The sequence below is a fragment of the Streptomyces lydicus genome, assembly GCF_004125265.1.
GTDB lineage: Bacteria > Actinomycetota > Actinomycetes > Streptomycetales > Streptomycetaceae > Streptomyces > Streptomyces lydicus_C.
Genome location: NZ_RDTE01000003.1, coordinates 1,787,418 through 1,813,440 on the forward strand (window position 1 = coordinate 1,787,418; position 26,023 = coordinate 1,813,440).

Annotated in this window: 15 protein-coding genes and 1 pseudogene; 11 read left to right on the forward strand and 5 right to left on the reverse strand. The window is 69.3% G+C overall.

Features of this window, described 5'->3' with window-relative positions; genetic code table 11:
- Positions 1-391: 391 nt before the first annotated feature.
- From D9V36_RS10465 to D9V36_RS10515, 11 genes and pseudogenes are all read left to right on the forward strand, one after another.
- A complete protein-coding gene (locus D9V36_RS10465; RefSeq protein WP_129293526.1) occupies positions 392-2,425 on the forward strand; it encodes an ABC transporter ATP-binding protein in 2,034 nt (677 codons plus the stop codon).
- Positions 2,422-3,357 carry an NUDIX domain-containing protein gene (locus D9V36_RS41905; RefSeq protein WP_241720797.1) on the forward strand — a complete coding sequence of 312 codons (936 nt, stop codon included), beginning with the start codon at positions 2,422-2,424 and terminating at the stop codon, positions 3,355-3,357. The genes D9V36_RS10465 and D9V36_RS41905 overlap by 4 nt, the downstream gene beginning before the upstream one ends.
- Positions 3,358-3,497: 140 nt before the next feature.
- A complete protein-coding gene (locus D9V36_RS10475) occupies positions 3,498-4,220 on the forward strand; it encodes a class I SAM-dependent methyltransferase (protein WP_129293527.1) in 723 nt (240 codons plus the stop codon).
- A 116-nt stretch (positions 4,221-4,336) separates the two neighbouring features.
- A complete protein-coding gene (locus D9V36_RS10480; RefSeq protein ID WP_129293528.1) occupies positions 4,337-5,524 on the forward strand; it encodes a tyrosine-type recombinase/integrase in 1,188 nt (395 codons plus the stop codon).
- Positions 5,521-5,856, forward strand: a complete 336-nt coding sequence (locus tag D9V36_RS10485) for a helix-turn-helix domain-containing protein (protein WP_129293529.1) — start codon at positions 5,521-5,523, stop codon at positions 5,854-5,856. Before D9V36_RS10480 ends, D9V36_RS10485 begins: the two co-directional genes overlap by 4 nt.
- Before the next feature lie 1,015 nt (positions 5,857-6,871).
- Entirely contained in the window at positions 6,872-8,146 is a 1,275-nt protein-coding gene (locus D9V36_RS40875) for a site-specific integrase (RefSeq protein WP_164992928.1), read from the forward strand.
- Positions 8,147-8,247: 101 nt separating this feature from the next.
- Positions 8,248-9,900 (forward strand): methyltransferase, FxLD system, encoded by a 1,653-nt coding sequence (gene fxlM, locus D9V36_RS10495; RefSeq protein ID WP_347239702.1) that lies wholly within the window; start codon positions 8,248-8,250, stop codon positions 9,898-9,900.
- Positions 9,897-10,313: a MazG-like family protein gene (locus tag D9V36_RS10500; protein WP_241720798.1), complete on the forward strand. Its 417-nt coding sequence runs from the start codon at positions 9,897-9,899 to the stop codon at positions 10,311-10,313. Before fxlM ends, D9V36_RS10500 begins: the two co-directional genes overlap by 4 nt.
- Positions 10,310-10,807 (forward strand): NUDIX domain-containing protein, encoded by a 498-nt coding sequence (locus D9V36_RS10505; protein WP_129293532.1) that lies wholly within the window; start codon positions 10,310-10,312, stop codon positions 10,805-10,807. The genes D9V36_RS10500 and D9V36_RS10505 overlap by 4 nt, the downstream gene beginning before the upstream one ends.
- Positions 10,808-10,880: 73 nt before the next feature.
- The gene (locus tag D9V36_RS10510; protein WP_241720799.1) at positions 10,881-12,074 is read left to right on the forward strand and encodes an NUDIX hydrolase; all 1,194 of its coding nucleotides are present in this window, start codon (positions 10,881-10,883) and stop codon (positions 12,072-12,074) included.
- Positions 12,075-12,158: 84 nt separating this feature from the next.
- Positions 12,159-12,981 (forward strand): annotated as a pseudogene (locus D9V36_RS10515) (IS5 family transposase).
- 6 nt (positions 12,982-12,987) lie between these two features.
- Here the strand turns inward: D9V36_RS10515 and D9V36_RS10520 are convergent.
- The 5 genes from D9V36_RS10520 to D9V36_RS10540 are packed head-to-tail and all read right to left on the reverse strand — an operon-like array spanning position 12,988 to position 26,014.
- Positions 12,988-14,799 (reverse strand): hypothetical protein, encoded by a 1,812-nt coding sequence (locus tag D9V36_RS10520; RefSeq protein WP_129293533.1) that lies wholly within the window; start codon positions 14,797-14,799, stop codon positions 12,988-12,990.
- A 26-nt stretch (positions 14,800-14,825) separates the two neighbouring features.
- Entirely contained in the window at positions 14,826-15,311 is a 486-nt protein-coding gene (locus D9V36_RS10525; protein ID WP_129293534.1) for a hypothetical protein, read from the reverse strand.
- Entirely contained in the window at positions 15,308-19,426 is a 4,119-nt protein-coding gene (locus tag D9V36_RS10530) for a discoidin domain-containing protein (protein WP_129293535.1), read from the reverse strand. The genes D9V36_RS10525 and D9V36_RS10530 overlap by 4 nt, the downstream gene beginning before the upstream one ends.
- A complete protein-coding gene (locus D9V36_RS10535) occupies positions 19,423-21,693 on the reverse strand; it encodes a hypothetical protein (protein WP_129293536.1) in 2,271 nt (756 codons plus the stop codon). Before D9V36_RS10535 ends, D9V36_RS10530 begins: the two co-directional genes overlap by 4 nt.
- Before the next feature lie 7 nt (positions 21,694-21,700).
- Positions 21,701-26,014 carry a DUF6603 domain-containing protein gene (locus D9V36_RS10540; protein ID WP_129293537.1) on the reverse strand — a complete coding sequence of 1,438 codons (4,314 nt, stop codon included), beginning with the start codon at positions 26,012-26,014 and terminating at the stop codon, positions 21,701-21,703.
- Positions 26,015-26,023: the final 9 nt, after the last annotated feature.

A 26,023-nucleotide genomic window follows, 5' to 3' on the forward strand; every position in this document is an offset into this window, starting at 1 on the left:
CTGCCCACCCAGGCATGCCCACACCACGCCCCGAACCCGCGCCAAATCGCAACGAGGCAATCCCGCGAAGGGATGAAACACGCCGTTCGAGCGCCGCCCTCATCCCGGAATCCAGGCCCTGCCTGCCCTCGACCACTAAATAGAACGTTCTTTCACGATCTGCCCCTTCGTCACCCATTACGGGGAGCAGAACGGGCCGTTATTTAGAGCACCTGTACCCATTCCCGCCTTCCGGAGAAGCCATGAACCCTTCGCTCGCCCCCACGCATCGCCCTGTTCGGCTCGAACGACGGCAGCCCACACCTCCGGAGGACGGTCTGCCCAGGCGCGTAGTTGACGCTTCTTCTCGCCGTGCACCGCGCTCATCCCGTCCCGATACGTGGTGGTGGGCATGAGCGCGGACCAAGAAGCCACGGAACCGTCAACGCAGCAACGCGCGGAGCTGCCTGGCCCCCGGCAGGAACCGCTTGGCCTTCCGCCGGCAACTCAGCCCACGAAACCGGGGGACGGTGACGTCGCCGATGAGCTGGAGGAGGCGTACTGGTCGGCCTACGACGGCGCCGCGGCCAAGTCGACGGTCCGCGAGGTGCTGGTGCGGCTGCCGCGCATCGTGGGACAGATCGGCCGGCTGGCGTGGCAGGCCGACCGCTCGGCCACGCTGGCCGTCGTGGTCCTGCAGCTGGTCTCCGCGGCGATGGCGGCCTGCGGGCTGGTGGCCTCGGTGGGTGTGCTGCGGGAGCTGTTCGGGCACGGTCCGACGCCGGACAAGGTCCGCAGCGCGGTGCCGCAGATCCTGCTCGTGGTGGGCTTCCTGTCCGCACGGGCGCTTCTGGAGGCCGGGGTCGCGGTCGCGCAGGCGCGGGTGACGCCGAAGATCCGCACCGCGCTGGAGTGTGACTTCCTTCGGTTGACCGCGCATGTCCGGCTGGAGGTCGTCGATGATGCCGACTGGCACGATGACGCCTACCGCGCTTCCGACCGCGGCCTGTTCTACGCCCGGCAGATCGTCGGCCAGGTCGTCACCCTGGCCTCCACGCTCCTCGGGCTGGTCGGCACGGCCGGCGTCCTCACCTCATTGCACCCCGTCCTCCTCCCCCTGCTCCTGTTGTCCGTCCTGCCGGTGGGCGCCGCCGCCGTACGCACGGCGCGGGCGCGGTTCCACAGCTTCAAGCGGTGGAACACCCTCCAGCGGCGGGTGCGGGTCTTCTCCTGGCTGCTGCTGGAGCGGGACGCCGCCGCCGAACTGCGCTCCGACACCGCTCAGAACGCCCTCCTGGACGAGCACCGCCGGCTGACGGCCCGGATCGCCGAGGAGGACACCCATCTCGGCATGAGTTCGGCCCTGCTGACGCTGGCCGGCCGCGCCGTGGGCGGGATCGGGACCGGTATCACGTACATCGCCCTGGGAGCCATGCTGGTCGCCGGGTGGCTGCCGCTGGCCGCCGGCGCCGGGGCCGTTCTGGCGATCCAGACCGGACAGACCGCGCTGACGCGCTTCGTGGATGTGGCGCACCTGGTCTATGAGCACGCCATGTGGGTCGATGACCTCCTGAGGTTCCAGGAACGCTGCCGAGGACTGCAGCCCCGGCGGCGTGCACTGACCGCACCGGCCACCGTCGCCGCCCTCACCCTGGAGGATGTCGGCTACACCTACCCCGGCAAGGAGACGCCCGCCTTGAGCGGTGTCTCGATGACGCTGCGCGCCGGGGAGACGGTCGCCTTCTTAGGCGTCAACGGCAGCGGGAAGAGCACCTGTTCACGGCTGATCGCCGGACTGTACGAGGCGGGCGAAGGCACGGTGCGCTGGGACGGGGTGGATGTGCGAGACATGGACTCCGAGTCGCTGCAAGCCCGCGTTGCGACCGTGCTGCAGGACCCGGTGCACTTCCCCTTCAGCGCCCTGGCGAACCTCACGGTCTCCCGCGGCACACTCACCGACACCGACCCCCAGCGGGCGTTGGACGCGGCGCGGGCCTCCGGAGCCGAGCAGGTCATCGCCGGTCTGCCGGGCACCTGGCAGGCGGTGCTGTCCAAACGGTTCCGGGGCGGCCAGGAGTTGTCGGCCGGACAATGGGCGAAGATCGCCGTCGCCCGTGGGCTGTACAAGAACGCTCCCGTGCTCCTGCTCGACGAACCGACCGCGAGCATGGACCCCAAGGCCGAACACGCCGTCTATCAGGCAGTGTTGCGGAACAAGGCACGGGCCGACCAGATCACCGTGCTGATCTCGCACCGGCTGGCGAGCGTCGTCGAATGCGACCGGATCTACGTCTTCGACGGCGGCCGGATCACCGAAGCCGGCACACACCAGCAGCTCATGAACCTCGGCGGCGACTACGCCCAGATGTTCACCCTCCAGGCAGCCGGCTACCAGGGGGCCGTGTCCGCCACGTCCGACTCCGAACCGAGGACGGTGCATCCGTGACCGAACAGACCCCACCGACCGATGCGGCCCCGCCCCACCAGTTGCCGCAGGCGAACGCCTCGACGCTGATCTACAACGAGGCCGGCGAGTACCTGCTGCACCTACGGGACGACATCCCCGGAATCTGGGAGCCGGGATCGTGGTCCCTGCTCGGCGGCGGCCGTGAACCGGAGGACCGGTCCCTGGAGGAGACGGCCAGAAGAGAGCTGCGCGAGGAGTCCGGTCTGGAACTCCCCGACCTCACCCCGTTCACCGTCGAGGAAGCTCGCGGCAGCGACGGCGGGACCGTCCCCATCCACATCTTCACCGGCCGTTGGGCCGGTGACCCGGCGACGTTGCACCTGACCGAAGGCGTCATGCTGCACTGGTTCCGGCCCGAGACCATGCCACGCCTGCGCATGGCCTCCTCGACCCACGACCTCATCCGCCGCCACGCCGAACTGCTTCACCGCGAAAACCTGCGGACCGTCGCCAAGGCGACTACCGACAGCAGCAGCCCAGTCGGCCACGGCGCATCCGGAGGCGGAAGCCCTGGTGGTTCTCTGCGGTCGGGCGGCTGCCTGTGCCGGGGGATCCAGTTCACCGTCACCGGCGCCCCTGACTATCCCCACACCTGCAGCTGCACGCACTGCCAGCGGCTGTCGGGCGGCCCGATGATGTCCTGGGTCTCCTTCCCCCTGAGCAGCCTGACCTGGACCGGCGACGGCGGCGAGCCGGCCTGGCACTACACCTGGCCCGACTCCCGGCGCGGCTTCTGTCCGGACTGCGGAAGCCAGCTGTGCGCGCTCGACGACGGAGCCAGCAGCATCGCGATCACCTTCTCGGCGTTCGAAGACGCCTCCGGCCTCGTGCCGGTCAACCAGAGCTTCCGCGAGGACGCTGTCACCTGGCTTCCCCAGGTGCCGGACACCCACCACAACAGCGTCACCTGACCTGACCGCGAACGAACGACCACCGCGCACCATGCGCCTGCGCCTGCGCCTGCGCCTGCGCCTGCGCCTGCGCCCACCGTGGCACGGGCCGTTCCATCCCCACCCAACTGCTGCACACCACCCCTGACTAGGAGTGCCCCGTGGCATACGACCGAGCCCACTGGTCCCGGCACTACGACGACCATCGCGGCTTCCGTCCCTTCCGCGACTCGGAGAAAGACCTGCTCGTCCGGCACGCGCCCGCCCCGGACGGCGGGCGCGCTCTGGAGCTGGGCTGCGGAACCGGCGAACTCGCCGTCTTCCTCGCCGAAATCGGCTACACCGTCGATGCGGTCGACTTCGCCGAGGGCGCCCTGACCCGCGCCCGGAAGGAGCACGCGGGCGCGGAGCGGGTGCGGTGGCTGTGCCTGGACATCGAGCACGACGATCCGGCGGAGCTGAGCCACGACGGCTACGACCTGATCACCCTGCGCCTGGTGTTCCCCTTCCTGCACGACCGCACCCGAACCCTGGACACCCTCGCTGCACGCCTGCGACCGCGCGGCGCGCTGGTGGTGATCACACCTGTGGCGGAGACCACGCCCGAGGAGCGGCGGCACATCGCGCTGGACGAGGAGGAGATCAGCCTGCTGGTGGAGGGGTGGTCGCAGGTGGAGCGGTTCGACTCGGAGGGCTTGGCGGTCCTCGTGCTGCGCCACCCCGCCGGGGACTTCACTGCGGTGGAGAAGGGCCGCCCGGAGCCGCAGTCCGTCGTCGGTGTGTGCGCGGTGGTCACCGACGGCTCCGGGCGCGTGCTGCTCGGCCGGTCGACGCGGGGCATGTGGGAGCTAACTGGAGTACGGGCGGGTTCCCTGAGGGGCTGAGCGGCGCGTCATTCCATTTCAGCTGGCAGGGGGCTCGATGGGCTCCTTTTTCAGCCTCTCCAGATGTTGGGCCGTTCTCCTGAATTTCAGGACTCACTGCTGTAATTTCAACGTCTATGGCAGATCCCGGGACGCGCGTGCTCTCCCTCGTAACGCCTCCCAGCGAACCGTCGGCCGCAGAGGCGGAGTTGCTGGGCGGCGAGCCAGGGCTGAGCGATGTGCTGTTGCTGCAGCGCCGATACGCAGGCGGGGCTGACAAGGAAGACGAGCAGCTGTTCTTCATGGACGCGCTGGTCGAGTACCAGTGGGCGCGAGATGTGGCGGGCCTGGCGTCCTCCACCCTGGACGGGCTGACGAAGCCAGTGATCGAGGTGTGCGACCACTACGGTGTCGTGCCATGGCGGCTGACGCCCCGCCACGTCGACGGCTACTTCGCTGGAGTCGGCAAACGTCAAGCACCGACGGTGCGATCGAAGCTGAACCGGATCGACCACTTCTTCGCATTCCTGGAGCAACGCTACGCGCACGAGATCTTCCAGCGGTTCGGGGCGACGGTCGAGTCGCCGGTCGATCCCTTCAACCGACACGCACACCGTGGTGACTTCGGCCTGCGGGTGCCACCGTCTGCCCGGGCGGTCAACGAGTTCTTCGCCGGTTGGCGGCGGGAGCTGGCGCACGCTCGCAAGGAGGCGGTGGCGTGCAGGGACTACGTGATGGCGAAGTTGATCTACATCTCCGGGGTGCGGGCTTCGGAGCTGTGCCAGATGCGCATGAAGGACCTGCACTGGGAGGCCGGCGACTTCGGGCGGTTCCTCGTCCAGGGCAAGGGCGCCCGAGGGTCGGGGCCGCGGCAGCGAGAGGCGTTTCTGTTCGCCGAGGGACGTGAGTTGCTCTGGTGGTACGTGGAGGAAGTCCGCGGGTTGTTCTCAGACGACCCGGAGCACCCTGAGTCGCCGGTGTGGCCCTCTGAGCGCCTCGCGCGAGATCTTGGCGGTATGCCGAACCCTGTCGGCCCAGCGGTGACAACGTCGACGCTACGGAAGGCGCTGGCGAGAGCCTCGGAGGCCCACCTGGCAGGTCCGGTCGAGCGGATCTTTCCTCACTTGCTTCGGCATGCTTGTGCCACACACCGCTACGAGGCGGGGATGTCGCTGTGGGAGGTACAGAAGTTGCTCGGCCATGACTGGACGACGACCACGGTTCGGTACATTTTGTCGGCTCAGAGCGATCCAGAGATGGCCAGCCGACGTTCGTCGGCTCGGGCAGCACAACGACTGCGCATGGACACGGGGGGTCTGTCGTGAAGTGGAACCTGCGGTGGGCGGCGGCCAACCGAGGCATCTGGAGGCCCAGTGACCTGATGCCCGCGTTCAAAGAAGTCGGCTTCACTCCGTCGATGTCGAAAGTCTCCGCGCTCTGGTCGGGCACACCCGTAACGGTACGGCTGGACGACCTGGACCTGATCTGCGCTGCTCTTCAGTGCACGGTCGCGGACCTGCTCGTCGCCGAACCTGTAGCCAGGAAGACGCCGGTGGCCCAGGATGAGGGGCTCGCGACGGCTGCGGGTGAGTCGCCCAGGCCGGTGCCGCGCCGGTCCACCGGGGCGGGGCGGCCCAGGTCGCTCCCACCGAACTGAGGTGGCTCCAAGACGAAAGCGCCTGCCCTCGCTGGGGCAGTGCGCCGGCTGCCTCGGCTGGGGGCTGCGGGTCCAGTCACCGTTTTGCTCCCCCTGCCACCAATGGCGCTCCAAACGGAACCACCCGGAGGGCGAGTGCAGACGGTGTAAGCGACTGTGGCGCATCAACGATGAAGGCTTCTGCCGGGCGTGTGTCGTGGCTGTCACCGAGTACGACGCGGCCTGGTACTTCGAACCCTCAAGGGCCGCAGAGCAGCCGGCATGGACCCAGCTCGCGTTCTGCCTGCCCGCTTCCGTCCGTCGGCCTGCCTTGCCCACCGGTACCTACCGCCTGCAGACTGACGGCCGCTACCACGCACCTGGCTGGGCACGCGCTCAGCGCCCCGACGCCCTCGTCGTGGACGACGAGCGGATCTGCCCGCCGGCAGTGTGTGGACAGGTGGCCCTGTTCCCTGCGCCGTACCGGCTGCTGGAGCACCACGCCATCGCGATTCGCAGCCGATTCCAAGACGATCTGACCCGACTTAAACCGCTGGTCGGTCAGGTGCAGGCTGAGTACTGCCTCGGGCGTGACTGGCGCGTCAGTGCCATGAACATGTTGGCCCTTGCGCTGGCGGCTCGTGACGCGGCCGGCCAGGACCTGGTCGACGCCGCGATCCTTGACGCCCTGCCTCACCGGCCCGTCGGAGTCACCCGGGTCCTGAACAAGGCTGGCTGGCTTGCTCCTGACCTAGACCGCGAGGTGGCCCTGCTACCGCACGCCCAGCGGGCCCGCCCCCAACCTCAGCCACGAAGTTGCGATCACTGCCTCTCGTGGGGTCGAAACCAAGTGTGCGACGCCTGTAGAAGCTGGCGTCGCACATACGCTGACCAGCGAGGACGTTGCGGTCGGTGTGGCGCCGGGCCGCTTCCCCTGCGGAACGGTCGATGCCGCGACTGCACTCGACAGCGCCTTCAGCTGGGACCTGACACCGACGCCTCTACCTGGCGGCAACTACGGTTTGCCGGACCGTCCTTGGCGAACGGCAGCGCGACCCGTCGCGGGCTCCTCGCGGATCGTCCGGAAGTCAGTCCGCCAACCGTACTTGAAGGTCAGGCGACGATCTTTGAGATCGAGCGGGACTGGCGCCCGCTGGCCGGAGCCCTGCTGCCGGCCCCGCTACCGCCGGTGAAGGCCCTGCTGGCGGACTTCGCCCGGTACACCATGGAGAACCGCTGGCACCAGAAAGTCCACGAGCCCAGTGCTCGGGTTCTACGAGTGGCCGCCACCTGGCTGGGCGCCGTCACCGTCTTCCGCGAGGAAGATATTCGGGCGATGCACCGCGCGTTCGGCGGCAAGGGTCGCATCCGCGGGCTTGTCGCCTTCCTGGACCAACGCGAACAGCTCGTCACCTCGCCGCCGCGGCGCAACAGCGACGAGGCTTTCATCCAGCGCACCATCGCCGCCTTCCCTCCACGAATCAGCGACGAACTCGGCACGTGGGTCGGGGTCTTGCGTGGCGCTAGCAGGGCCCACCACCGCGTCACCGACTACGCCACCCTGCGCCGCTACCTCATCTACCTGGCCACGCCACTCGCTGACTGGACCACCCGCTACACCACCTTGCGCCAGGTGACGGAGCCTGACGTCACGGCCGCTGTCACCGCGGTCAAAGGCCCACGCGCCCACGAGCGCGCTGTGGCGGTTCGGTCGCTCTTTCGAGCCCTGAAACACGCCAAGCTCGTCTTCGTCGACCCCACCCGTGGACTCCGCATCACCCGTCAGGAACTGCTGCCCACAACTCTGGCCCCCGACCGGCTGGCCGGGCTCTTGGAGACCAGCTCCAACCCCGCTACCCGCCTGGTTCTCGCCCTGGTCGCCCTCCACGCAAGCAACGGCACGGACCTGCGCAACCTCGACCTCTCCGACGTGCTGCTTACCCGACGGCAACTTCTGATCCGCCGCCCCCACGGCCGTCACATCGTCCACCTCGACGACACCACAGCTGCCCTACTGCATGCCTGGCTCCGCTACCGCCATCAGCGTTGGCCACGCACCGTCAACTCGCACCTTCTGGTTACTCAACAGACCGCCAACGCGACCGATCCTGTCTCCGCGGACTACGTCTACAGGCGCTTCGATCCCGCCGGTCTGACTCTGCGCGCAGTTCGCGCCGACAGAATCCTGGACGAGGCTCGCGAGACCGAAGATCCCGTCCACCTCGTCCGTGTCTTCGGAATCTCCATCACCACTGCCATGAAATACATCCACACGGCCCACCCCCACCGCGGCGGCCCCATCCCACCATGACAGGCGGGTGTCCCTGAACTCGACCGTGCCCGGCGCCCTGCCGCCCGCCAACGTGCAGGTTCCCGCGACTGAGCGGCCAGAAATCCGCGAACCCGCCCGCTTTGCCCGGCGGGCGCGTCGAGGCCGGCGAGTCCTTCCAGGCGGCAGCGGTGCGGGAGCTGGCCGAGGAGACCGGCCTGACGGCCGCCATCAGCGACGCCCACCTGCTGACCATCCTCCACGACGACCGGGCGGACGTCCGGCGCCTGTCCGCGGTGGTGCGCATCAGCGCGTGGGACGGAACGCTCGGCCTGCCCGAACCGCACCGGTTCCGGCGGTGGGAATGGCACGACCTGCACACCCTCTCCGTGCTCGGAACCCTCTTCACACCCACCGCCCACGCACTGGAAGCGGTGTGGCCAGGCGTCCTGCGCGGCCTGCCGCCGGTGCACTCCTACCCGCACGCCATCACGCCCCCGGCTGTCGGCGGCGAACCAGCCGAAGCGGTCCACCTACGGCAGGAGATGACCGAGCGCATCATCGCCGGAGGCTGGGTGTCCTCAGACGCGGTCGAAGACGCGCTGAGCACGGTGCCGCGGCACCGGTTCACCCCGGAGAGCCCGTTGCGGCTCGCCTACGACGACGGCCTTGCCATCGTCACCAGCCGGGACGAGTCGGGGGCGGCGGTCAGTTCGGTGAGCGCGCCCTGGCTGCAGGCCGACATGATCGAGAAGCTGCGCCTGGAGCCGGCGACGACGGTGTTCGAGGCCGGCTCCGGCGGCTACAACGCCGAACTGATGGCCCACGTCATCGGCCCGGCCGGGCGCGTGGTCACCATGGACCTCGACCCGTACGTCGTCGAGCGCACCCGGCGGTTCACCGCGGAGGCCGGAAGCGGGCGAGTGACGGTGCTGCTCGGCGACGGCAGCCAGGGCGCGCCCGGGCACATGCCGCGCGGCGGCTTCGACGGCTGCATGATCACCCACAGCTGCTGGGATATCGCGCCGGCGTGGCGAGAACAGCTGGCCGAAGGCCGGTATCTGGTGCTGCCACTGGAGATCCACGGCTACACCCGGGCCATCGCGCTCCAGCGGCACGGAGACGTGCTGCACGCACGGGACTGGACCTACTGCGAGTTCGTCCGCGACCGCGGGGCCGCCGCCCGCACCACCCCGGTCACGAACCTGGCCGGTGGCGAACTCCAGCTGTGCCACGAGGACGGCACTCCCTCGGATCCCGCCGGCCTGGAGGACGCACTGCAAGGCCCGCGACATGAGCTACCCACCGGCGTCACCATTGCGGGAAGGGAGTCCTTCGAGACCCTCCAGCTCTACGCGGCCACCACCCTGCCGGCGTTCTGCCGGCTGGACGACGCCCGGCCGAATGCCCTGGCCGCCCTCCCGTACGGCGCGGAGGCCGCCGCCACGGTCGCGGACGGCTCGCTGGCCTACCTCACTTACGTCCTGGTCAAGGACGCAGAGACGCCTGAAGAGCGCCGCTCCGAGTTCATCGTCCACGCCGTCGGCCCGGCCAGGGCAGAGCTGGCGGAGCGGATGGCCGCCTGCGTACGGTCCTGGGACCAACACGTGCGCGGGGCCGGCTACCCGCAGATGACCGTGCACCCCGCAGGCACCCCCGACCACGAACTCCCCGCCGGGCACGTCCTGGACAAGACCTCCTCCCGCCTCGTCTTCCAGTGGCCGGGCAGCCAGCACCCCGCCACACCGGCCACGGCCGAAGAAGCGGTCCTCGCAGAGGCGGGAGGCAAGCGATGACCACGAGGACCGAGCAGGCGACGCCTCCGTCGACAGAACCCGGCACCGTGGGAGAAGACGTCTGGGAGACGGTCGGTCGCCTTGCCCGTCGCTTCGACGCCCACGACAACGCCGGCGGCCTGGACCAGGCACAGCAGTGGACACTGCAGGTCCTGAAGATTGCCGAGGAGACCGGCGAAGCCTCCCAGGCCGTCATCGGTGCCCGCGGCACCAACCCCCGCAAGGGCGACAGCCACACCTGGCAGGACGTCCACGCCGAGGTCGCAGACGTCATCATCACGGGCATGGTCGCCCTCGCCCGCATGCGCCCCGACGACGCGGAGCAGTATCTCCAACGTCAACTGGCGGCGAAGGCCGTCAAGTTCCTTCCAGCGCCGGCCGCCGACCGTCCATCCCCCACGGAGACAGCATGACTGGAACGTGGCTTCCTCCCGAGCAGTACATCGCGACTCTGCCCAAAGCCACCGTCTACGGGTGCCTGTTCGTCACCGACGAGGCCGACCACCCGATCCAACTGCGTGCTGCACGCAACCCTGACCTGTGGCAGTGGCCCGGCGGCAACATGGACCCGGACGAAACGCCCTGGCAGTGCGCGCTCCGCGAATGCCTCGAAGAAACCGGCTTGCATCTCGCTGTCGAACCGCAGCTGCTGGCCATGCACTTCCTGCCCCCGCTCGGACAGTGGACCACCCACAAGATCGGATTCATCTTCGACGGCGGCCGGCTGACCAGCAAGCAGATCGACAGCATCGTCCTGGACCCAGACGAACACACCGAGGTCGCCGTCAAATCACTGGACGTCTGGAAGAAGGAGATGCCCACGCACTCCTTCGACCGCCTCCAAGCCGTCGCCCGAGCCCGCCACACCCGATCGGTCTGCTACCTGGAACAGACGACCCTGCCATAGGCCGAGGGGAGCGGAGCGCTTGCCCTCTCCGCTCCCCTCGCCCGCCCAGCGTTCCCCTATCGAAGGAGCATTTGTGGACACCTCCGCCAGCAGCACCTCGGCTGCCGCACCCGGACAACCAGAGATGTCACACGAGGAATACGCGCGCTCACGGCATTCGGTCTGGCTCAGCGCGGCGGCGCTGTTCACCGACGAGTTCGGCCGTGTCCTGCTGGTCAAGCCGACCTACCGCACGCAGTGGCTGCTGCCGGGCGGCGGCGCAGAGGCCGGAGAAGGCCCCGATGAGACTTGCCGGCGCGAAGTCCAGGAGGAACTCGGTCTGTCGGTGCCACCGGGACGACTTCTGGCCGTGCACTGGCTCGCGCCCGGGCACCCGGACCTTACCGAAGGAATGCCCTTTCCTGGCGAGGTCCGCTACGTGATGGACGGCGGAACCCTCACCGCGCAGGACATCGCCAGGATGCGTCTGCCCGAGGACGAGCTAAGCGGATACGAGTTCCTCGACGCGCGGGCGGCGGCCGAGCGGATGATCCCGGTTGACGCACAGATCATGCTGGCCGCGCTGCGCGCCCGGCTGGCCAGCACCACCGCCCACCTCAGCGGAGGCCAGCACGTCGGCCCCGTTCCGCCCCTGGACCGGTACCAGGTCCACACGCGGCCCCGGGCCGGACGCGACTGGCCCTGGCACCCCGGCCGCGCCCCGGAAGACCTCCCGATTCCTCAGGCGTGGGGCTGGCTGTTCGCCCCCGACGGCCGGGTAGTGCTGGTCATCGACCCGGAAGAACCGTTGGCCATGCTGCCCGGCGGCACCGTCGAGCCCACCGACGCCTCACCGGAAGCCGCCCTGGTACGCGAGGCCGCAGAAGAAGCACAACTGACCCTCGGCGACGTGGAGCGGCTGGGCTGGGTCTACGACGCCACCGGGGAGGTCTACGGAAGGATCGGCGAGTGCGCCCGACTGCGGCTGGCCGCGCCGATCGCCGAGGCCGGGCCCTCCCTGGTTGATCCAGCCACCGGGCGGCAGTTCGCCCGGTTGCTGGCCACCCCCCCATCAGGCTGCCGCCCTCCTGGGCTGGGGCGAGCAGGGCTACCAGCAAGCAGAGCACGCGGCACGAATCGCGAGAACACGATGGGGGATCCCGCTCGCCGCACCGTCACCGATCACGGAAATCCCCCTGAAGGGTTGGCTGTCCTGAGCGCACGTACCGCACCACCCGTAGGTCCTGAGTCGGCTGACGCCGGCGGTCACCCTTCCCGTGGACCTTGATCCCCCGACGTCGCCTTAGAACTCCTAACAGAATGGCCATGGTGGACTTGGAATGTGTTGGTCAGTCAGGTTGTTGACCGGTGCATGCGCAGGGGGGAACGATCACCGTGGATCGTGTCCGATGAGTTCTGGACGAGGATCGAGCCGTTGCTTCCGGTCGTGCCTCGTCGTGCCGATCACCCGGGACGCAGGCGTCTGGAGGACCGGAAGGTGCTGTCCGGGATCCTGTTCGTGCTGTACACCGGCATTCCGTGGGAGTTCCTGCCCCAGGAACTGGGCTTCGGCTCGGGCATGACGTGCTGGCGGCGCCTGCGGGACTGGAACGACGCGGGTGTGTGGCAGCGCCTGCACGAGCAACTGCTGGCCGAGTTGCATGCCGCCGGCGCTCTGAACTGGTCGAGGGCGGTGATCGACGGCTCCCACGCACGGGCCATGAAGGGCGGCCCAAAACCGGGCCGAGTCCGGTCGACCGTGCCCGGCCGGGCTCCAAGCACCACCTGATCACCGAAGCGCACGGCATTCCTCTGGCGGTCTCGCTGACCGGCGGCAATCGCAACGACGTCACCCAGCTCATGCCACTGATCCAGGCCGTCCCGCCGGTACGCGGCCGCCGCGGACGGCCCCGCCGGCGACCAGGCTCTACGCCGACCGCGGCTACGACCACGACAAGTACCGCCAACAGGTCCGCGCGGTGGGGATCACCCCCGTCATCGCCCGCCGCGGCACCGAACACGGCTCAGGACTGGGCGTCCACCGGTGGGTAGTGGAGCAGAGCTTCGCGCTGCTCCACTGGTTCCGCAGACTACGCATCCGCCGGGAGATCCGTGACGACATCCACGAAGCCTTCCTCAGCCTGGCCTGCAGCATCATCTGCTGGCGCCGGCTGAGGAACCTCGCACTTTGTTAGGAGTTCTTATGCCCGCCCGGTATCTGTGGTGTCGGGCTCCCCAGCCTCGTCAGAGGGGCCAGTGGTGGCGCTGGGCTCATCCGTGTCGGCCTCGGCCAAATGCCTATCGTGCTCAGGCTCCCTCCCCTCGACGTCAGCGACGGATGAACGCGACGTCCGGTCCTCGATGAACCAGTGGTTCCCGTTACTGCCCTGGTACCCCTCATAGCTGAAGACGTTCAAATATCCGGGCGATCCGGGTGGATTATGCTTGTTATCCGCAAGAAGGCGACTGTCCTTGTTGTTTACCTTCCTCTCGTTCCTGAGCGAGATTTTGTCTCCATTCGCGATTACCCGCTTCCCTCCGTTGACATAGATGCCCTGACCATCAGGGACGGTGATCCCCAGAGCCGGCTTAATCCACTGTCCCTCCAGGGTTCCGCCCACCCGCAGCGGTCCAGGGATCACCACAGGCTCAGTAGATGCTGATCCCGGACCGCGAAGACTGCCATCGATTCGCGTGATTCCATTGAGGATGAGCTCGTTGTAAGTTCCGACCCCCTTGATTTTGGAGGCCTGGATGATTCCCGTGACATCGAGGTAGCCAAGGCGGTCTGCTCCACCGACCTTTCCTGTGGCAAATACGAGGCGCATCCTGGCCGCATTGATTTCAGCAGGCGTACCCGTGGGATTATTCTCGATGGTGAGCTGCCCGTCGGATGACGCCTTGATCTTATTGACGGTGAGCGTCTTTGCTGCGGCAATTGTCACGTCGCCATTGGCTTGGATGGCACCATCCGCAGTTAGGGTACCGGTTACGTTGAGAAGGCTGTGGATCTTCAGGGGCACACCATAGGGGCCATACAGGTTCGCGATTCGGACCTTCTTTTCGGTGCCCACGGCATCGACGTCGCCGTTGGCGGTGAGTGTGCCGCCGACCGTAAGGGCGGCGGTGTTGGTGGGGCTTGTGAGTCCTAGGGGTTCGCCGTAGGGCCCGCCAAGACTCCTGATTCTGACAAGCGAGTCCGCCGCGACGGCAGTGAGGTTGCCGTTAGCAGTCACATTGTTGACGGCGATGTCGGGGTTGTTGACCTCGATGTACGTGGTGAGGTAGCGGATCTCGTCTTCGCCCATCTTGGCTTCGAGGGTGAAGCTGGTGTCGTCGACCAGGTCCACCGGGGAGGTCCAGATGCCGTCCTCGGCCGTGGATGATCCCTGGGTGCCGTCCGGTTTCCGGTAGTACATGGTGTACTCCGCGTGGGGGGTGCCTTCCCATTTGAGGGTGGCCTTGGAGCCACGGCTGATGACCATCGGGTCCGGGCGGAAGCTGTGGAGGTAGAAAGAGTCGTCGAGCTTTTTGACTTCGCCTCGCCCCTTGCGTTCCTGGTAGAGACCGTCCGCTCCGGTGGTCGAGGTGGACTCCTTCCAGACGATGTCGACCGGGCCGACACCGCCGTTGACCTCGATGCCCCACAGCTTCAGTTCGACGCTCCAGGTGCCGTCGAACGCGGCGGGCTCACCCGGCGGCGGCGAGCAGGTGAAAACCGTCTCGTTGGGGTTCCCGGTGTCACGCTCGACGATCCACTGCCGTTTACCGTCGGGAACGGTCAACTTGTAGTGGATCAGACCTGGTTCGCTGGTCAGGGCGGATGCCTGGCGGCCGGTCGGGATGTGAACCTTGAATTCCTTGCAGTGCACGGGCCAGTTGCCGCCAGACTTGACCTTGCCGTAGGTGAAGGTCAAGTCGGCGTACTCCGGTTTGGCGAAGGTGGAGACGTGGATCGGGTCCGAGGGCTCCATGGCGGGCGGGAGCAGCATGGGGAGGTCGGGATCGCTCATGGCTCTGGAACTCCTGGGTGCGGGTGTCAGTTGGGCAGGGGCGTGGCGGTGAGGATGGCGTTGCCCGTACGGGGCTGCGGGCTGCTGTCGCCGAGTGCGGTGTCCTCGGTGATGCGGGTCTGGGTGCCGGGTGGGGTGCTGATGTCGAGAGTGAGGGTGAGTGTCCAGGTGCCGTCGAAGCGGGCGGGTTCGGCGGGAACCAGAGTGAGGGTGGTGGCGGCTCGGTCGGTGGTGGTTTCGACCAGCCATTGCCGGCCTCGGCCGGGGCCGCGTTCCAGGTCCAGTCGGGTGCGCAGGATGACGGCTTCGCCGTTTGGCACGGAGGTGCCGTCGGCGTGGGGGAGGTCGAGGGCGATCCGTGCGCACTGGACGGGCCAAGTGGTGCGGGTGCCCGGGTCGTCGCCGATGGTGAGGCGGACGCGGTTGAGGGCTAGTCCTCCGGGCTGTTCGGCCGTCGCCGGGGTGTATTCCAGGCGGTATGGGAGGAGTAGGGCTGGGTTGGGGCTGGTCACGACGCGGTTCCTTCCGGGGCCGGGGTGGAGCTGGTGTGTCCGGGGGCGGCCGGTTGGAGTTGGAGGTAGCCGGAGCGGGCGACGGGCAGGGGTGCGTCGGGGTGGGAGACCTGGTCTGCGTTGTAGATGAGGTGCTCGTCCCAGTCGGGCAGCGGCAGGCTGGTCGCGGTGCCGTCCACGGGGATCGGTTCGGCCCAGGTCCAGTCGCCGTGCCAGGCTGCGGGGCGGGGCATGACGAGGGATTTGTCCGGCGGTTCGGCCTGCACGGTGAACTCGCGGACGGCGCAGGGCTCGGCGGCGGAGCTGGTGTGTCGCAGCCGCAGGAAGCGGGCGGTGGGAGGTGTTTCGGGAGAGTGGTGGATCTCGGTCACCTGGGTGTAGCTGCGCAGGAGGCTCCACTGCTCGCCATTGGTGGAGGCTTCCAGGTCGGTGGCGACCGGGGTGCGGGTGCCGTCCGTGCGGCCGAGGAGGAGGTCGATGGCTTCCACGCGGCGCTCGGTGTGCAGGTCGAGCCGGACCCAGTCGCCAGCTGACGGTGGTTCGGTGCCGTCGTAGAAGGTGGTCGGGTCGCCGTCGGCCATCGCCGAGGCCGGGTGGCCGGGCTGGGCTTTGAGGGAGGCGGCGGCTGCCGGGGGGCCGAAGCGGTCGGGGGCGAGCAGGGGGTTGAGTCGGAAGGAGGCGCGGATGCGAGCGAGTGCCCGGTGGGTGGTGTCCGCGTCCACGGAGACGTCGGCGACGGGGAGGATGTCGGTGGTGGCGTGGACGGCGGTGTGGGGGCAGGCGAGGAGGGTGAGGTGGTGGGTGGCGGGGCGGTCGGCGGGCCGGGCGGGCAGGGTGAGGTGGGCGCCCGTTTCGATAGCGGTGACGTAGGCGTTGGCCGGGCCGTTCGGGTCGACGGCGTGGAAGCGGTGGTAGCGGGTGCGCTGGTCGTGGTCGCAATCGTCGGCGGCGAAGTAGCCGATGAGGCCGTCGGAGAGTCGGTCGGGGTCGCCGAGGCGGACGGTCCAGCGGTAGTCGGGGTAGTTGCGGTAGTCGGGGTAGTCACGGTGGTCGGGGTAGGGCTCGTCCGGCGGGATGAGTGCGCGTTTCCAGCTGGGGTCGGTCAGCGGCTCGCCCATCAGGTCCAGGTTGAGGCGGGTGCGGATGAGGGCGATGGGGCGGCCGATCAGCCGGGCCGGGGAGCAGTCCTCGGCCGGTGAGGGTTCGAGGATGTGGTCGAGTGCGGTGTCGATCGTCTTGGCCAGCGCTTCGAAGGCTTCTGGGTCGTGGCCGAGCAGGCCGCGGGCGAAGGCTGCGACGTGCGGGTAGTCGGTGGCGAAGTCGTCGTCCTTGGGGTGGCGGCAGGGGGCGTGCGGGAGCGCGTTCCAGGCCGTCGTGCGGGTGTTCAGAGCGTCGCGTACCACGCGCAGTTCGCCGAGTGGTTCTCCGTCGGGGCCGTAGACCAGCAGGGTCTGGTCGAGGTGGTTGACCAGTAGCCATCCGGCCACCGGCGCCTCGGCGCCAGGGAGTTGCGTGGCATCGCCGGCTTCGGCCAGGTCGGCGGGTGGCTGGTCGGTCCGCAGCGGCACGGTGTCCAGGCGGACCCGGGCCGGTTGGACGAGCCGGGGCGGCAGCTGCACGAAGCGCTGCGGGCCGGGCGGGTTCGGGAACAGGTCCTTGTCCGGCATGACGCTGTCCGCGCGGACGGGTTGGAACTGGATGGGTTGGGTCTGGGCCGGCTGCACCAGAGAGCACACTCGTCCGAAGCGGTCGATGATGATCAGCTCGATGAAGTGGAACTGGCCGGCCCGCACCGGCTGGAAGTGCTGCTCGCCGTAGCCTTCCGCTCCGTCGGGGACGTGGTTGGTCTCGCCGGCCAGGGCCAGGATCGAGTGGTCGGTGACGGCCTGGGCGGCCCCGTCCTGCTGGATGAGCCAGTCGTGGAAGCCGTCCAGGGCCTGGGAGAGTACGTCGATGCCCTCCAGTCCCTCACGCATGGCGCGCAGTTGGCGGGCCAATTGCGGCGGGGCGTGCTCGGCGAGCCGACGGGCCTGTTCGCGTAGCACATAGCGGGTGGAGGGGGTGACGAAGGCGCGCCCACCGAAGGCGTTCCAGCGCCGTCCGCCGTCGCCGTCGCCGGACGCCGCGCCGGTGCCCTTCCAGCGGTAGCGGTAGCGGTCGGGGTCGGGGTCGCCGTCGTGGCCGAGGCCGAACTCCCAGTTGTGGGTGGAGTCCTGGCTCTGGTAGGGGGTGGCGCAGTGCTTGACCTCCCACTGGAGGTAGAGCGGGAGCCAGGGCTGGCGCCACACGCGGGTGTATTCGGGCCACGGGCCCTGGGAGCTGGTGGTAGGGCTGGCGACGACGGCGTGGAGAGCGGTGAGGTCGGCCCCGCCACCGGCGGCGTCGGTGCGCGCGGCTTGATCGAGCAGGGCGAACTCGGCGACCACTGTCCTGATGATGCCCGGGACTTCGGGCGTGTTGACGGGCAGCAACGGGTTGGCCGGGACATCCTCCCAGCCGTGGTTGATCTTCACCCGGGTGAGCAACGCGGAGGGCAGGCGGCAGGGCAGCGGGTCGTCCTCGTCGCGGCCCAGTGGCTGGGAGGTGCCCGAGCCGGTCAGGGCGAGGACGGGGTCGGCGGGGCGGTAGTAGCTTTGCCGGGGCGCGCGCTTGAGCTCCAGTTCTTCGGCCAGTTCCAGGTCATTGTCCGCGGGGTAGCGGTTGATCGCGGTCTGGATCTCTTCGGGGGTGAGACCGTGCGGGACCTTGCTACTCAGCCGTTCGACCTCTGCGTCGAGCTCCGTGACCCGCGCTCCGGCCGCGTGGATCCGCTGGTCCCAGGCTTGCTCGTCGAAGGTGTAGCCGTGGGGCCGGCGGCTTTCGGGCAGGTGGCGCAGCCACCACAGTGACCACAGTCGCCATTGTGCGGCGGCGAGCTGGTGCTTGGCCTGGTCGTAGTCGTCCTGGTCACGGTTGAGGGTGGTGATCCAGTCCGGTTGGGTGGGTGGTGGGGCCTGGGTATCGGCCTGGTCGCTGGGCCGGTTGACGACCTGCCAGGTGGCGCCGCCGTCGTGGCCGCTGAACCAGGACCGGCGGGTGAGCTCGTCCAGGGAGACCTGCCAGTCGGGACTGTCGAGCTCGTCGGGGTTGCCGTGGAACAGGGCGCGGACCTGGTCGGCGAGCCGGGTGCCGGGGGTCTGGTGGTCGACGAGCGCGGTGACGGCGTCGGCGGTGCTGTGCCCGATCGCGACCTTGACGTCCCGGGTTTTGGGGCGGTCCGAGTCCGGGTGTCCGCCCGCGCGGTCCCACGGGATGCCAAGCGCGGTGCCGACGTAGCGCGTGCGGATGATCGTCTTGGGCATGCCGTCGGGGGCGGCCCAGCCCAGGGCCCGCAGCACGTCGGCCGCGCTGTCGGGGTCGGCGTCGGGGGGCAGCAGGCCCTCGATGTCGCGTGCGGTGTTGAGGATGTCGGCGTCGTCCTGGCTGTACCAGCCGATCACGCAGTAGCTGACGGTGCACGGCGGCGGGTAGCTCTCGTTGGCCTTGAGGTCGGCGAGGGTGTCGTGGAAGAGAAAGACGTTCTCGTGGTAAGGGGCGAACGCGGCGAAGGAGGGCAGCCCGCAGCCGATCGCGGTGAGGAACAGCGGGCGCGTGGCGGGTTCCTGCCAGGGACCGTCGCTCAGGGGGTGGACGCGTCCGATGTAGTCGGCGCGGGGCTTCTCCTTGGGGGAGGCCGGGTCGACGAACGGGGTGAACGCCGACTCGACGGGCCCGTCGTCGGCCTTCTCCAGGTAGTCGCTGTGGACGAGGAATCCGGCGGCCTTCAGCTCGCCGCGCACCTTGGCGTAGCGCACCACGAGCCAGCGGTTGGGCACCAGCGGGAAGGTGCTGACGCCGGTGCCTGAGTCGATCGCGCCGGTGGTCAGGGCCTCGGGCAGCTGCCACTGCACGTGGATGCCCTCGCCCGGGTTGCCCTCGGAGTACTGGATGGGCGGCTCGGCGTTGCTGCGGAAGTCCTGGGAGAACGTCCACGGGTAGCGCGGACTCCAGCGTCGGAAGTCGTCGTGCAGGGCCACGTCGCGGGTGGCCAGCAGCGCGTGGACCTCAACGGGGACGATCAGGTCGGTGTCGGTCATCGGGCGCTCTCCTGGCCGGGCGTCACGTCGAGGGTCAGGCGTTGCTCGACGGGGGCGTTGACGAGTTGCAGAGCGAACTCGCCGGGTGCGAGGTCGCCGAGGTCGGGGTCGAGGGCGGCAGCGAGCGCGGGCACCAGGCCCCGGTCACCGCGAAGCGCCAGGACGTGCGGGGCGTCGTCACCGTTGCGGGGCCGCAGGTGGCGGGTGAACAGGCCGCCGCCTTCGGGATAGTCACGGCCCAGCGGGTAGCCGAGGTCGGGGCCGGGCCGGTGCTCACGCAGGTTGATGACGCTGTTGTCGTCGGCGGCGTCGTTGCTGTCGATGCCGAAGTGGATGCCCTGGCCGGGCTCCCGGATGACAATCTCGTCGGGCAGAGCGTCCAGGAGGAGCAGCAGGGTGTCGGGGGCGAGGTGGTCGCGGCGCAATTCGGCGACGTTCGCTGCTGCGGCGGTGGTGAGGATGTCGAAGACCGGCCAGGCTTCGACGAGTTCCGAGCGGATCAGCAGCCCGGCCCGGCCGGTTTCCCCGGTGCGGATGCGGGTGCGGCGGCTGTCGATGGCGGCGGTGAGCGTCGTGTCGACGAGTGCGTCCAGGGAGGTGTGGACGCCGACGTCGCGGGCTCCGGCGAGCAGTGCCTCGATCCAGTTCTCGTCGATGCGGAAGAGCCGGATCGACTCCGGGGGGAGCATCGCGGGGTTGGGCACCAAGTAGTTGAACGGCACTCGGCGGAGCAGGGCCAGTTCGTCCAGCCAGCCGGGCAGGGTGCGGGTGTGGCGTTCGGCGGTGGCCTGTAGGGCCGCTGCCTTGGGTCCGGCCGCGAGGGCGGCGCGGGCGCTCTGCTGGGTGAGGCGGGTACGGCGGTTGCGGCCGGCCGATGCCGGAGCCTGGTCGTGCGAGGCAAGGGGGCGGGTGAGCGCGGCGAGCAGGTCGGCGGCGAAGCCGGAGCCCGCAAGTTCTCGCACGGTTCGCCCGTTCAGGTCGGCGGGATCGGCGGCGGCGAGCGTGGGCTCGGCGGCCAGGGCCATCATCGTGGCGGCGGTGTTGGCCAGTTCGCGCCGCGCGCGAGTCATCTCCTCGCTGTAGTCGGGGTCACTCAGCGCCAGGGTGCGGCCCAGCGTCCAGGCGGCGGCGTAGGAGACGTCGAACAGGCCGTGCTCCGGCTCGTAGATCAGCGCGTGGTCGGCGGTGGTCTTCGGCTTGTCGCGGGCGAAGTCGCGGGTCTGCGCGGCGATCACGGGGACGAAGGGGCCGCGGTACCAGCCGTAGGTGGTCTCCCCCGACAGCAGCCGGTACGGCAGCGGGGTGTAGCCCAGGTGCAGGCGGCGGCGGGCGTACTGCTCGGCGTCAGCGGTGGAGCGGGCCGCCACGTTCCCGTTCGGGTGCAGGCGCAGCGCCAGGTTCTCCCGGTCGGCGCGGGCGGGTGCGGCGAGGTTGCTCAGCAGGGCCGCGGCGTCGCGGGTGCCGGCCGGGTCACTGGTGAATGTCCAGGAGTGCAGCACGCACAACCGCACGAACCTCACGTTCTCCCCCATTTGCCCTGGGTTGAGCTTGCCATTGAAGCCCTCCAGGGAGACCAAGTGCACGGTGTAGGCGCCGGCTTCGCTGGGGAAGCGGTTGGCGGCCAGCACGGCGTACTGGCCCTTGGTCAGGATCTCGCCGTCGTCACGCCGTTGCGGCCGGGTGGAGACGTCACGAACATGGGCGAGGTAGTTCAGTTCCTCCTCGCGCGGCACCAGGGCGGTGAACAGCCCGGCCGGGACGTCGATGCTCTGGCAGCGGCTGGCCTCGATCCCCGGCGTGATGCCTGTGTCGCTGAGGTCCGGGCCGAGGATGCCGTCGCCGGGGCGGCGCAGCTCGGCGATGGTGCGGGTGGTGGTCTGGCCCAAGCCCTCGGGGTCGTCGGGCAGTTCACCTGCGTGGAAGACCATCAGCGCCAACCACGGGGCCTCTTCGGGTACCGCGCGGGCCTTCAGCTTCCGCTCCCAGGGCAGGATGGAGCGGTCGAGGGTGATGTGCGGGAGGGTGCGGCTGAAGTCGCCGGCGGCTCCCTCGGCCGGGTAGTGGGCGTGCACGGACGAGGGGTCCAGGACGAACCGGACCGCGCGGATCTCGAACTGCTGCGTCGTGGCGGGGATGGCCGGGTTCACGTCGACCCGGTTGCCGTCCTTGGTCAGGTGGTGCTCCGCCGTGAGCGTGTAAACGCCGGCGGTGGCTTTCGGCCGGCGGTAGTCGTGGAAGGCCACGCGGAGGTCTTCAGTGCCGCTCAACGTCGGTTCACCTCTCGGCTGTGGTGGTCATGGGCGCGTTGGTGAACGTGGTCTTCGCGAGGTCCGCGTAGCGGGTCAGCAGGTCGTCGGTGCCGGGGGCGAGCCCGAGGCCGGCCAGGGCGGCGTGCACCGCTGCACGGTTGTCGGCGGTGGTCTGCGCGCCGATACCGGTGTCCGGGTCGACGATGGTGCCGATGCTGCCCTCGCCCTCGTCGTCCGGGACGGACGGCGGCCCCTCCGGCTGCGAGCCCAGCAGCGGGATCGGCGCGTCCGGCAGCCCATCGGACTCCAGTGCCTCGGCGTCGACCCAGCCGACCGAAGGGGCCAGTTCGGGCTTGGGGACCTCGAAGGTGATGCCGGCCAGGCAGCCGCTGAGCAGCCCGTCGCCGTCCAAGACGTCGCTGGGGCTATCCAGCGGCGCACCCCACATCGCCTTGGGCATGTCCTGCCTGTAGACGGCGACGCCCCATCCAGTGGGGGTGTAGACGCTGTCGAACCATTGCAGGGTGACGTGGTGTTCGGAGACCACGCCCTGCCCCTTGGTCCCCATCGGCCGGATGTCGATGGTGTCGTCCTCGGCCTCGGCGAAGGGCTGGTCGTTGAAGATGATGTGGCTGGCGGGGACGGCGGCCTCGGTGCGGACGGCGAAGCCGTCCATGGAAACCAGCAGGGGCTCTCCCGCGTCGGACCGGGCGGTGGTCTCCTCGGGATCGACGTCGACCAACAGCCCGGACAGCGGAGCGATCGACAGCGGGGCCGGCAGCTGAACGCTGAACTCCCCCCACTCGACTGCCGGTACTCCGTCGCGGCCGGTGCCGAACTCGACGGTGAAGCTGATGAACCAGACCTTGATCTTGGCTCGGCCGCCGATCGGCGGCCCCCACAGGTCCAACGACACCCCGACCGACAGGGAAACCCGCACCCGGATGAACAGCACCTTGACAGTGGCCGCAACCCCGATGCTCAGGCCCATCGACAGGTCGAAGTAGAACGGCTTCCACTGCACCAGCGCGTCCAGCCAGGCCGTGAACCACGCCTGCAGCTGGATACCGTGGCCCTTGTCGTAGTTCGCGGACAGCTCGCCGCCGGCCATGAACGCGCCGTCGGTGAGCGCCGCGTACACCTGCCCGCGGATCGCCACCGGGCCGATCGCCCACCGCCAGCCCACGCGCGGCGGGTTGGGGTAGTACGCGGGACGCTTGAACCGCTTGTGGTAGCCGCCCAGGGTGAACACGAAGCCCTTGCCGCCCCCTTGCGCGGTGCGGTCCTGGCCCCAGATGTAGAAGGACAGGCCACCGGTGAGCTCGGCCGCCGGGTCGATGACGTACGAGCCGGGCGCGACGACCGCGTCCATCGAGAACAGGCCCTTGTCATGGTGGTATCCGATGGCCAAGTCGATGACCAGCCGGGCGATCGGCTTCTTGGCGGCCTTGCTGCGCGGCAGGTCGATCGTGGTGCGGCCGATCAGCAACACCTTCCAGGACTGGCCGCCCTCGACCAGCAGCAGCGCGCGGGAGCGGATGAACTCGAACGAGCTGAACTCGATCCCGCCCGCGCCCCAGTACTGACCCTCGCGCGGGGTGATCCAGCCGCCGGGGCCGGCAAGCTTCTCCAGCACCTGCTCCGGCGTGTCACCGGTGCCACTGCCGTCCAGCCGGTTCACCAGCGGGAACCGGCCGACCTCGTCGATGGTCGGCGTGCGGACCGTACTGTTGACACCGAAGCCAAGCGAGATGGCGATCACCCGGAACGGGGGCGGGCCGAACAGCCCACGCTCGCCGCCGGAGATCTCGCCGAACAGGAACATCGACGACCAGTCGTCCACGGCCTTGGCATACGACCCGGCGGCATACAAGGCGAAGAACCCGGTCTCGATCGTGGCGAGCCCGATGAACTGCTCCTTCAGCCCCGGGGCGACCTCCGAGCCGGAGCGGCGCTCCACCATGCCGCTGATCTTCAGCGGCGGCTTGTCCAGTTGCACGCCCGCCCCGCGCAACCGCGGCGAGACGCTCAACTCCCCGTCGATCCCCAATCCGAGACCCATCAGGACCAGACGGACCGGGCCCACCGACAGGACCGCATCCAACGCAACAAAGATCTGCCCATCCGCGAGGCCGATGCCGATCCGCGAGATCCGCACCGCCCCGAGGGTCAGGTCGAGGTCGCGTGACCACGTGTCGTCCGAAGCAGCATGCACGGTGATCGGGCCCCGGAGGGTGGCCACGAGTGTGCCGCCGGGCCCTGTGGTGATCGGCAGGAGCAGCGGGTCCTGTGGCACCCCGCCGATGCTCAGCTCGATCTGGACGGCGATACCGGGCCCGGCCGTCGTACCAACCGCGAAGCGCGGCAGCCGGCGCTCGCCCGAGGAATCGATCCGGTCCAGCGCGTCGTTGACGGCGCCGGCCTGGGCTGCGGTCCATCCGGTCGGCGTTGAGGTGAAGGCGATGCCGTCGATGACAAGGTCCGCACCGGGCGGAATCGCCTCGCCGACCAACGGCAGATCCGAGGCGCGCGCCCCGAGCCGAGCCCGCACCGCCGCCGCGCTGAAGCGGGGGGCACCGGGGCCGGTACCGGGACGGCTGACGTAGACCCAGCCAGTACGCTCGGTCGAAGCCGTCAGCAGGACCTCACCCGTTGCGGTGTCGTAGCGCACCGAGAGCGCTTGCAGCTCCGGACGCAGGATCTCGGGAAGTCCGGGCAGGTCGAGGCCCAGCGCACCGGCCAGCTCGTCGGCCGAGATGCCCGGCGTGCCGCTCCAGGTGCCGGTGAACACCTGGCCTCCTGCTCCCGAGGCGTACTGGACGGTGAAATCCAGGACCCGGATGTCGCCGTCGGCCAGCGGAACGGCGAGCTGCAGCAGCCCGCCGACTCCCGTCTCTCCCGTGCTCCGGTCGGCGGTCACGGTGAGCTGGAGGGCCGCGTCCAGGTCACCGAGCTGCACGGTGGCGGCGCAGTCGAAGGCGAAGTGGCCGCTGCTGTCGAAGGCCACGGTGAGCTGCTCGATAACGAGATCGTCGAGCACATCCGGCGGGGTGATGCCGAGCGCGGCCATGACCCGGGCGGGTTGGAGGTTTTCCGCGTTCGCGAGGAAAGCCCAGCCTGTCCCCTGCTCCCAGGTGCCGGTGACGTCCAGGGCCCCGTTCACCAGCCGCCAGACCGCGCTCAGCCCGGCCGACTTGGTGCCCCCGGTGTCGGAGAAGGTCAGCACGATGTCGCTGAGGTCGATGCCCTCGGCGAAGTGCCAGACGTTGGCGAGCGTGAGGTCGATGCCGTACCCCTGCGCGTCGCCGGTGGCAAGTTCGCCCCACAGGCCGAGTTCGGTGACGGTCAGGTCCGCCGGCAGCGGGATGCCGGGGAAGCGCTGCTGGAGCATCGCGCCGACCGGGACCGGCCGCGCCAGCCGTCCGCTGAGGGAGCGCTCGGGAAGCGTGATGCCGACATCGACCACGATCTCGGCGGCCAGAGTGACGCGGCCGGCGAGCACGGTCGTCAGCCGCGGACTCTCGAACGGGTCGGCCAGCGAGAACTCGGCGTTGAGCTCGTCCACGGTGATGATGCCGGGCAGCGGGGTCCATGGCTGGTCGAGCCCCACCTTCAGCCACAGCGCCAGCCAGTCACTCTCGACGCCGCGGCCGCTCTGCTGGACCTGCCGCCCGGAGAAGAACGTGATCGCCAGGCCCTGCAGGGCCAACGCGCAGTCCCGCAGCACGTCGCCGGGAATGTCAAAACCGCTGGGCGGCAGGCCCGCGAACACCAGCAACTCGTCCAGGCTCGGGAACGGCACATCCGCGAACACCGAGGCGACGCACCAGCTCTGCCCCGGCCACAGCGGCGGATAGCCCCACGCGTAGGGCCGGGGCAGGGCCTCCTCGGTCGGGAAGAGCACCTCGACGCCGAAGCCGACGCGCGGCTGCGGTTCGTGCCGCTCGCCCGGCTCGACGCCGAACACCAGGTGCGCCGGTCCCAGCCGCAGCCGGTTCAGCACATCCCGGGCGGCGGCGAGGGCGTCGGGCAGGCCGGGTCCCTCGGACAGCAGCACCGCGTCGACCCGGAAGCCGACCACCTGCTGCCCAGCCTCGTCGGGCAGGAACCACACGGCGACCGGGGAGGCGGCCTGACCGACCAGCACCGCCGTTCCGGTGACCGACAGCGCCTGCACGTCGACCGTGACACCCCGGATGTCGAGGATCTCGTCCTGCACGTACTGCTTGAACAGCTCCAGCGCCGGCTCCAGGTCGAGGAAGTCCGGAAGGAGCTCGAGATAGGTGTCGTCCTGGGCCTGGGCCAGGACCGTGCGCAAGCGGTCGACGGTCAGTGCCATGGTTGGCGC

What these genes read in the sequence shown, in the direction of transcription:
- D9V36_RS10465 (WP_129293526.1), top strand. Translation starts at nt 392, where the DNA reads ATGAGCGCGGACCAAGAAGCCACGGAACCGTCAACGCAGCAACGCGCG.
- D9V36_RS10480 (WP_129293528.1), top strand. Translation starts at nt 4,337, where the DNA reads ATGGCAGATCCCGGGACGCGCGTGCTCTCCCTCGTAACGCCTCCCAGC.
- D9V36_RS10500 (WP_241720798.1), top strand. Translation starts at nt 9,897, where the DNA reads ATGACCACGAGGACCGAGCAGGCGACGCCTCCGTCGACAGAACCCGGC.
- D9V36_RS10505 (WP_129293532.1), top strand. Translation starts at nt 10,310, where the DNA reads ATGACTGGAACGTGGCTTCCTCCCGAGCAGTACATCGCGACTCTGCCC.
- D9V36_RS10520 (WP_129293533.1), bottom strand. Translation starts at nt 14,799, where the DNA reads ATGAGCGATCCCGACCTCCCCATGCTGCTCCCGCCCGCCATGGAGCCC.
- D9V36_RS10530 (WP_129293535.1), bottom strand. Translation starts at nt 19,426, where the DNA reads ATGACCGACACCGACCTGATCGTCCCCGTTGAGGTCCACGCGCTGCTG.
- D9V36_RS10540 (WP_129293537.1), bottom strand. Translation starts at nt 26,014, where the DNA reads ATGGCACTGACCGTCGACCGCTTGCGCACGGTCCTGGCCCAGGCCCAG.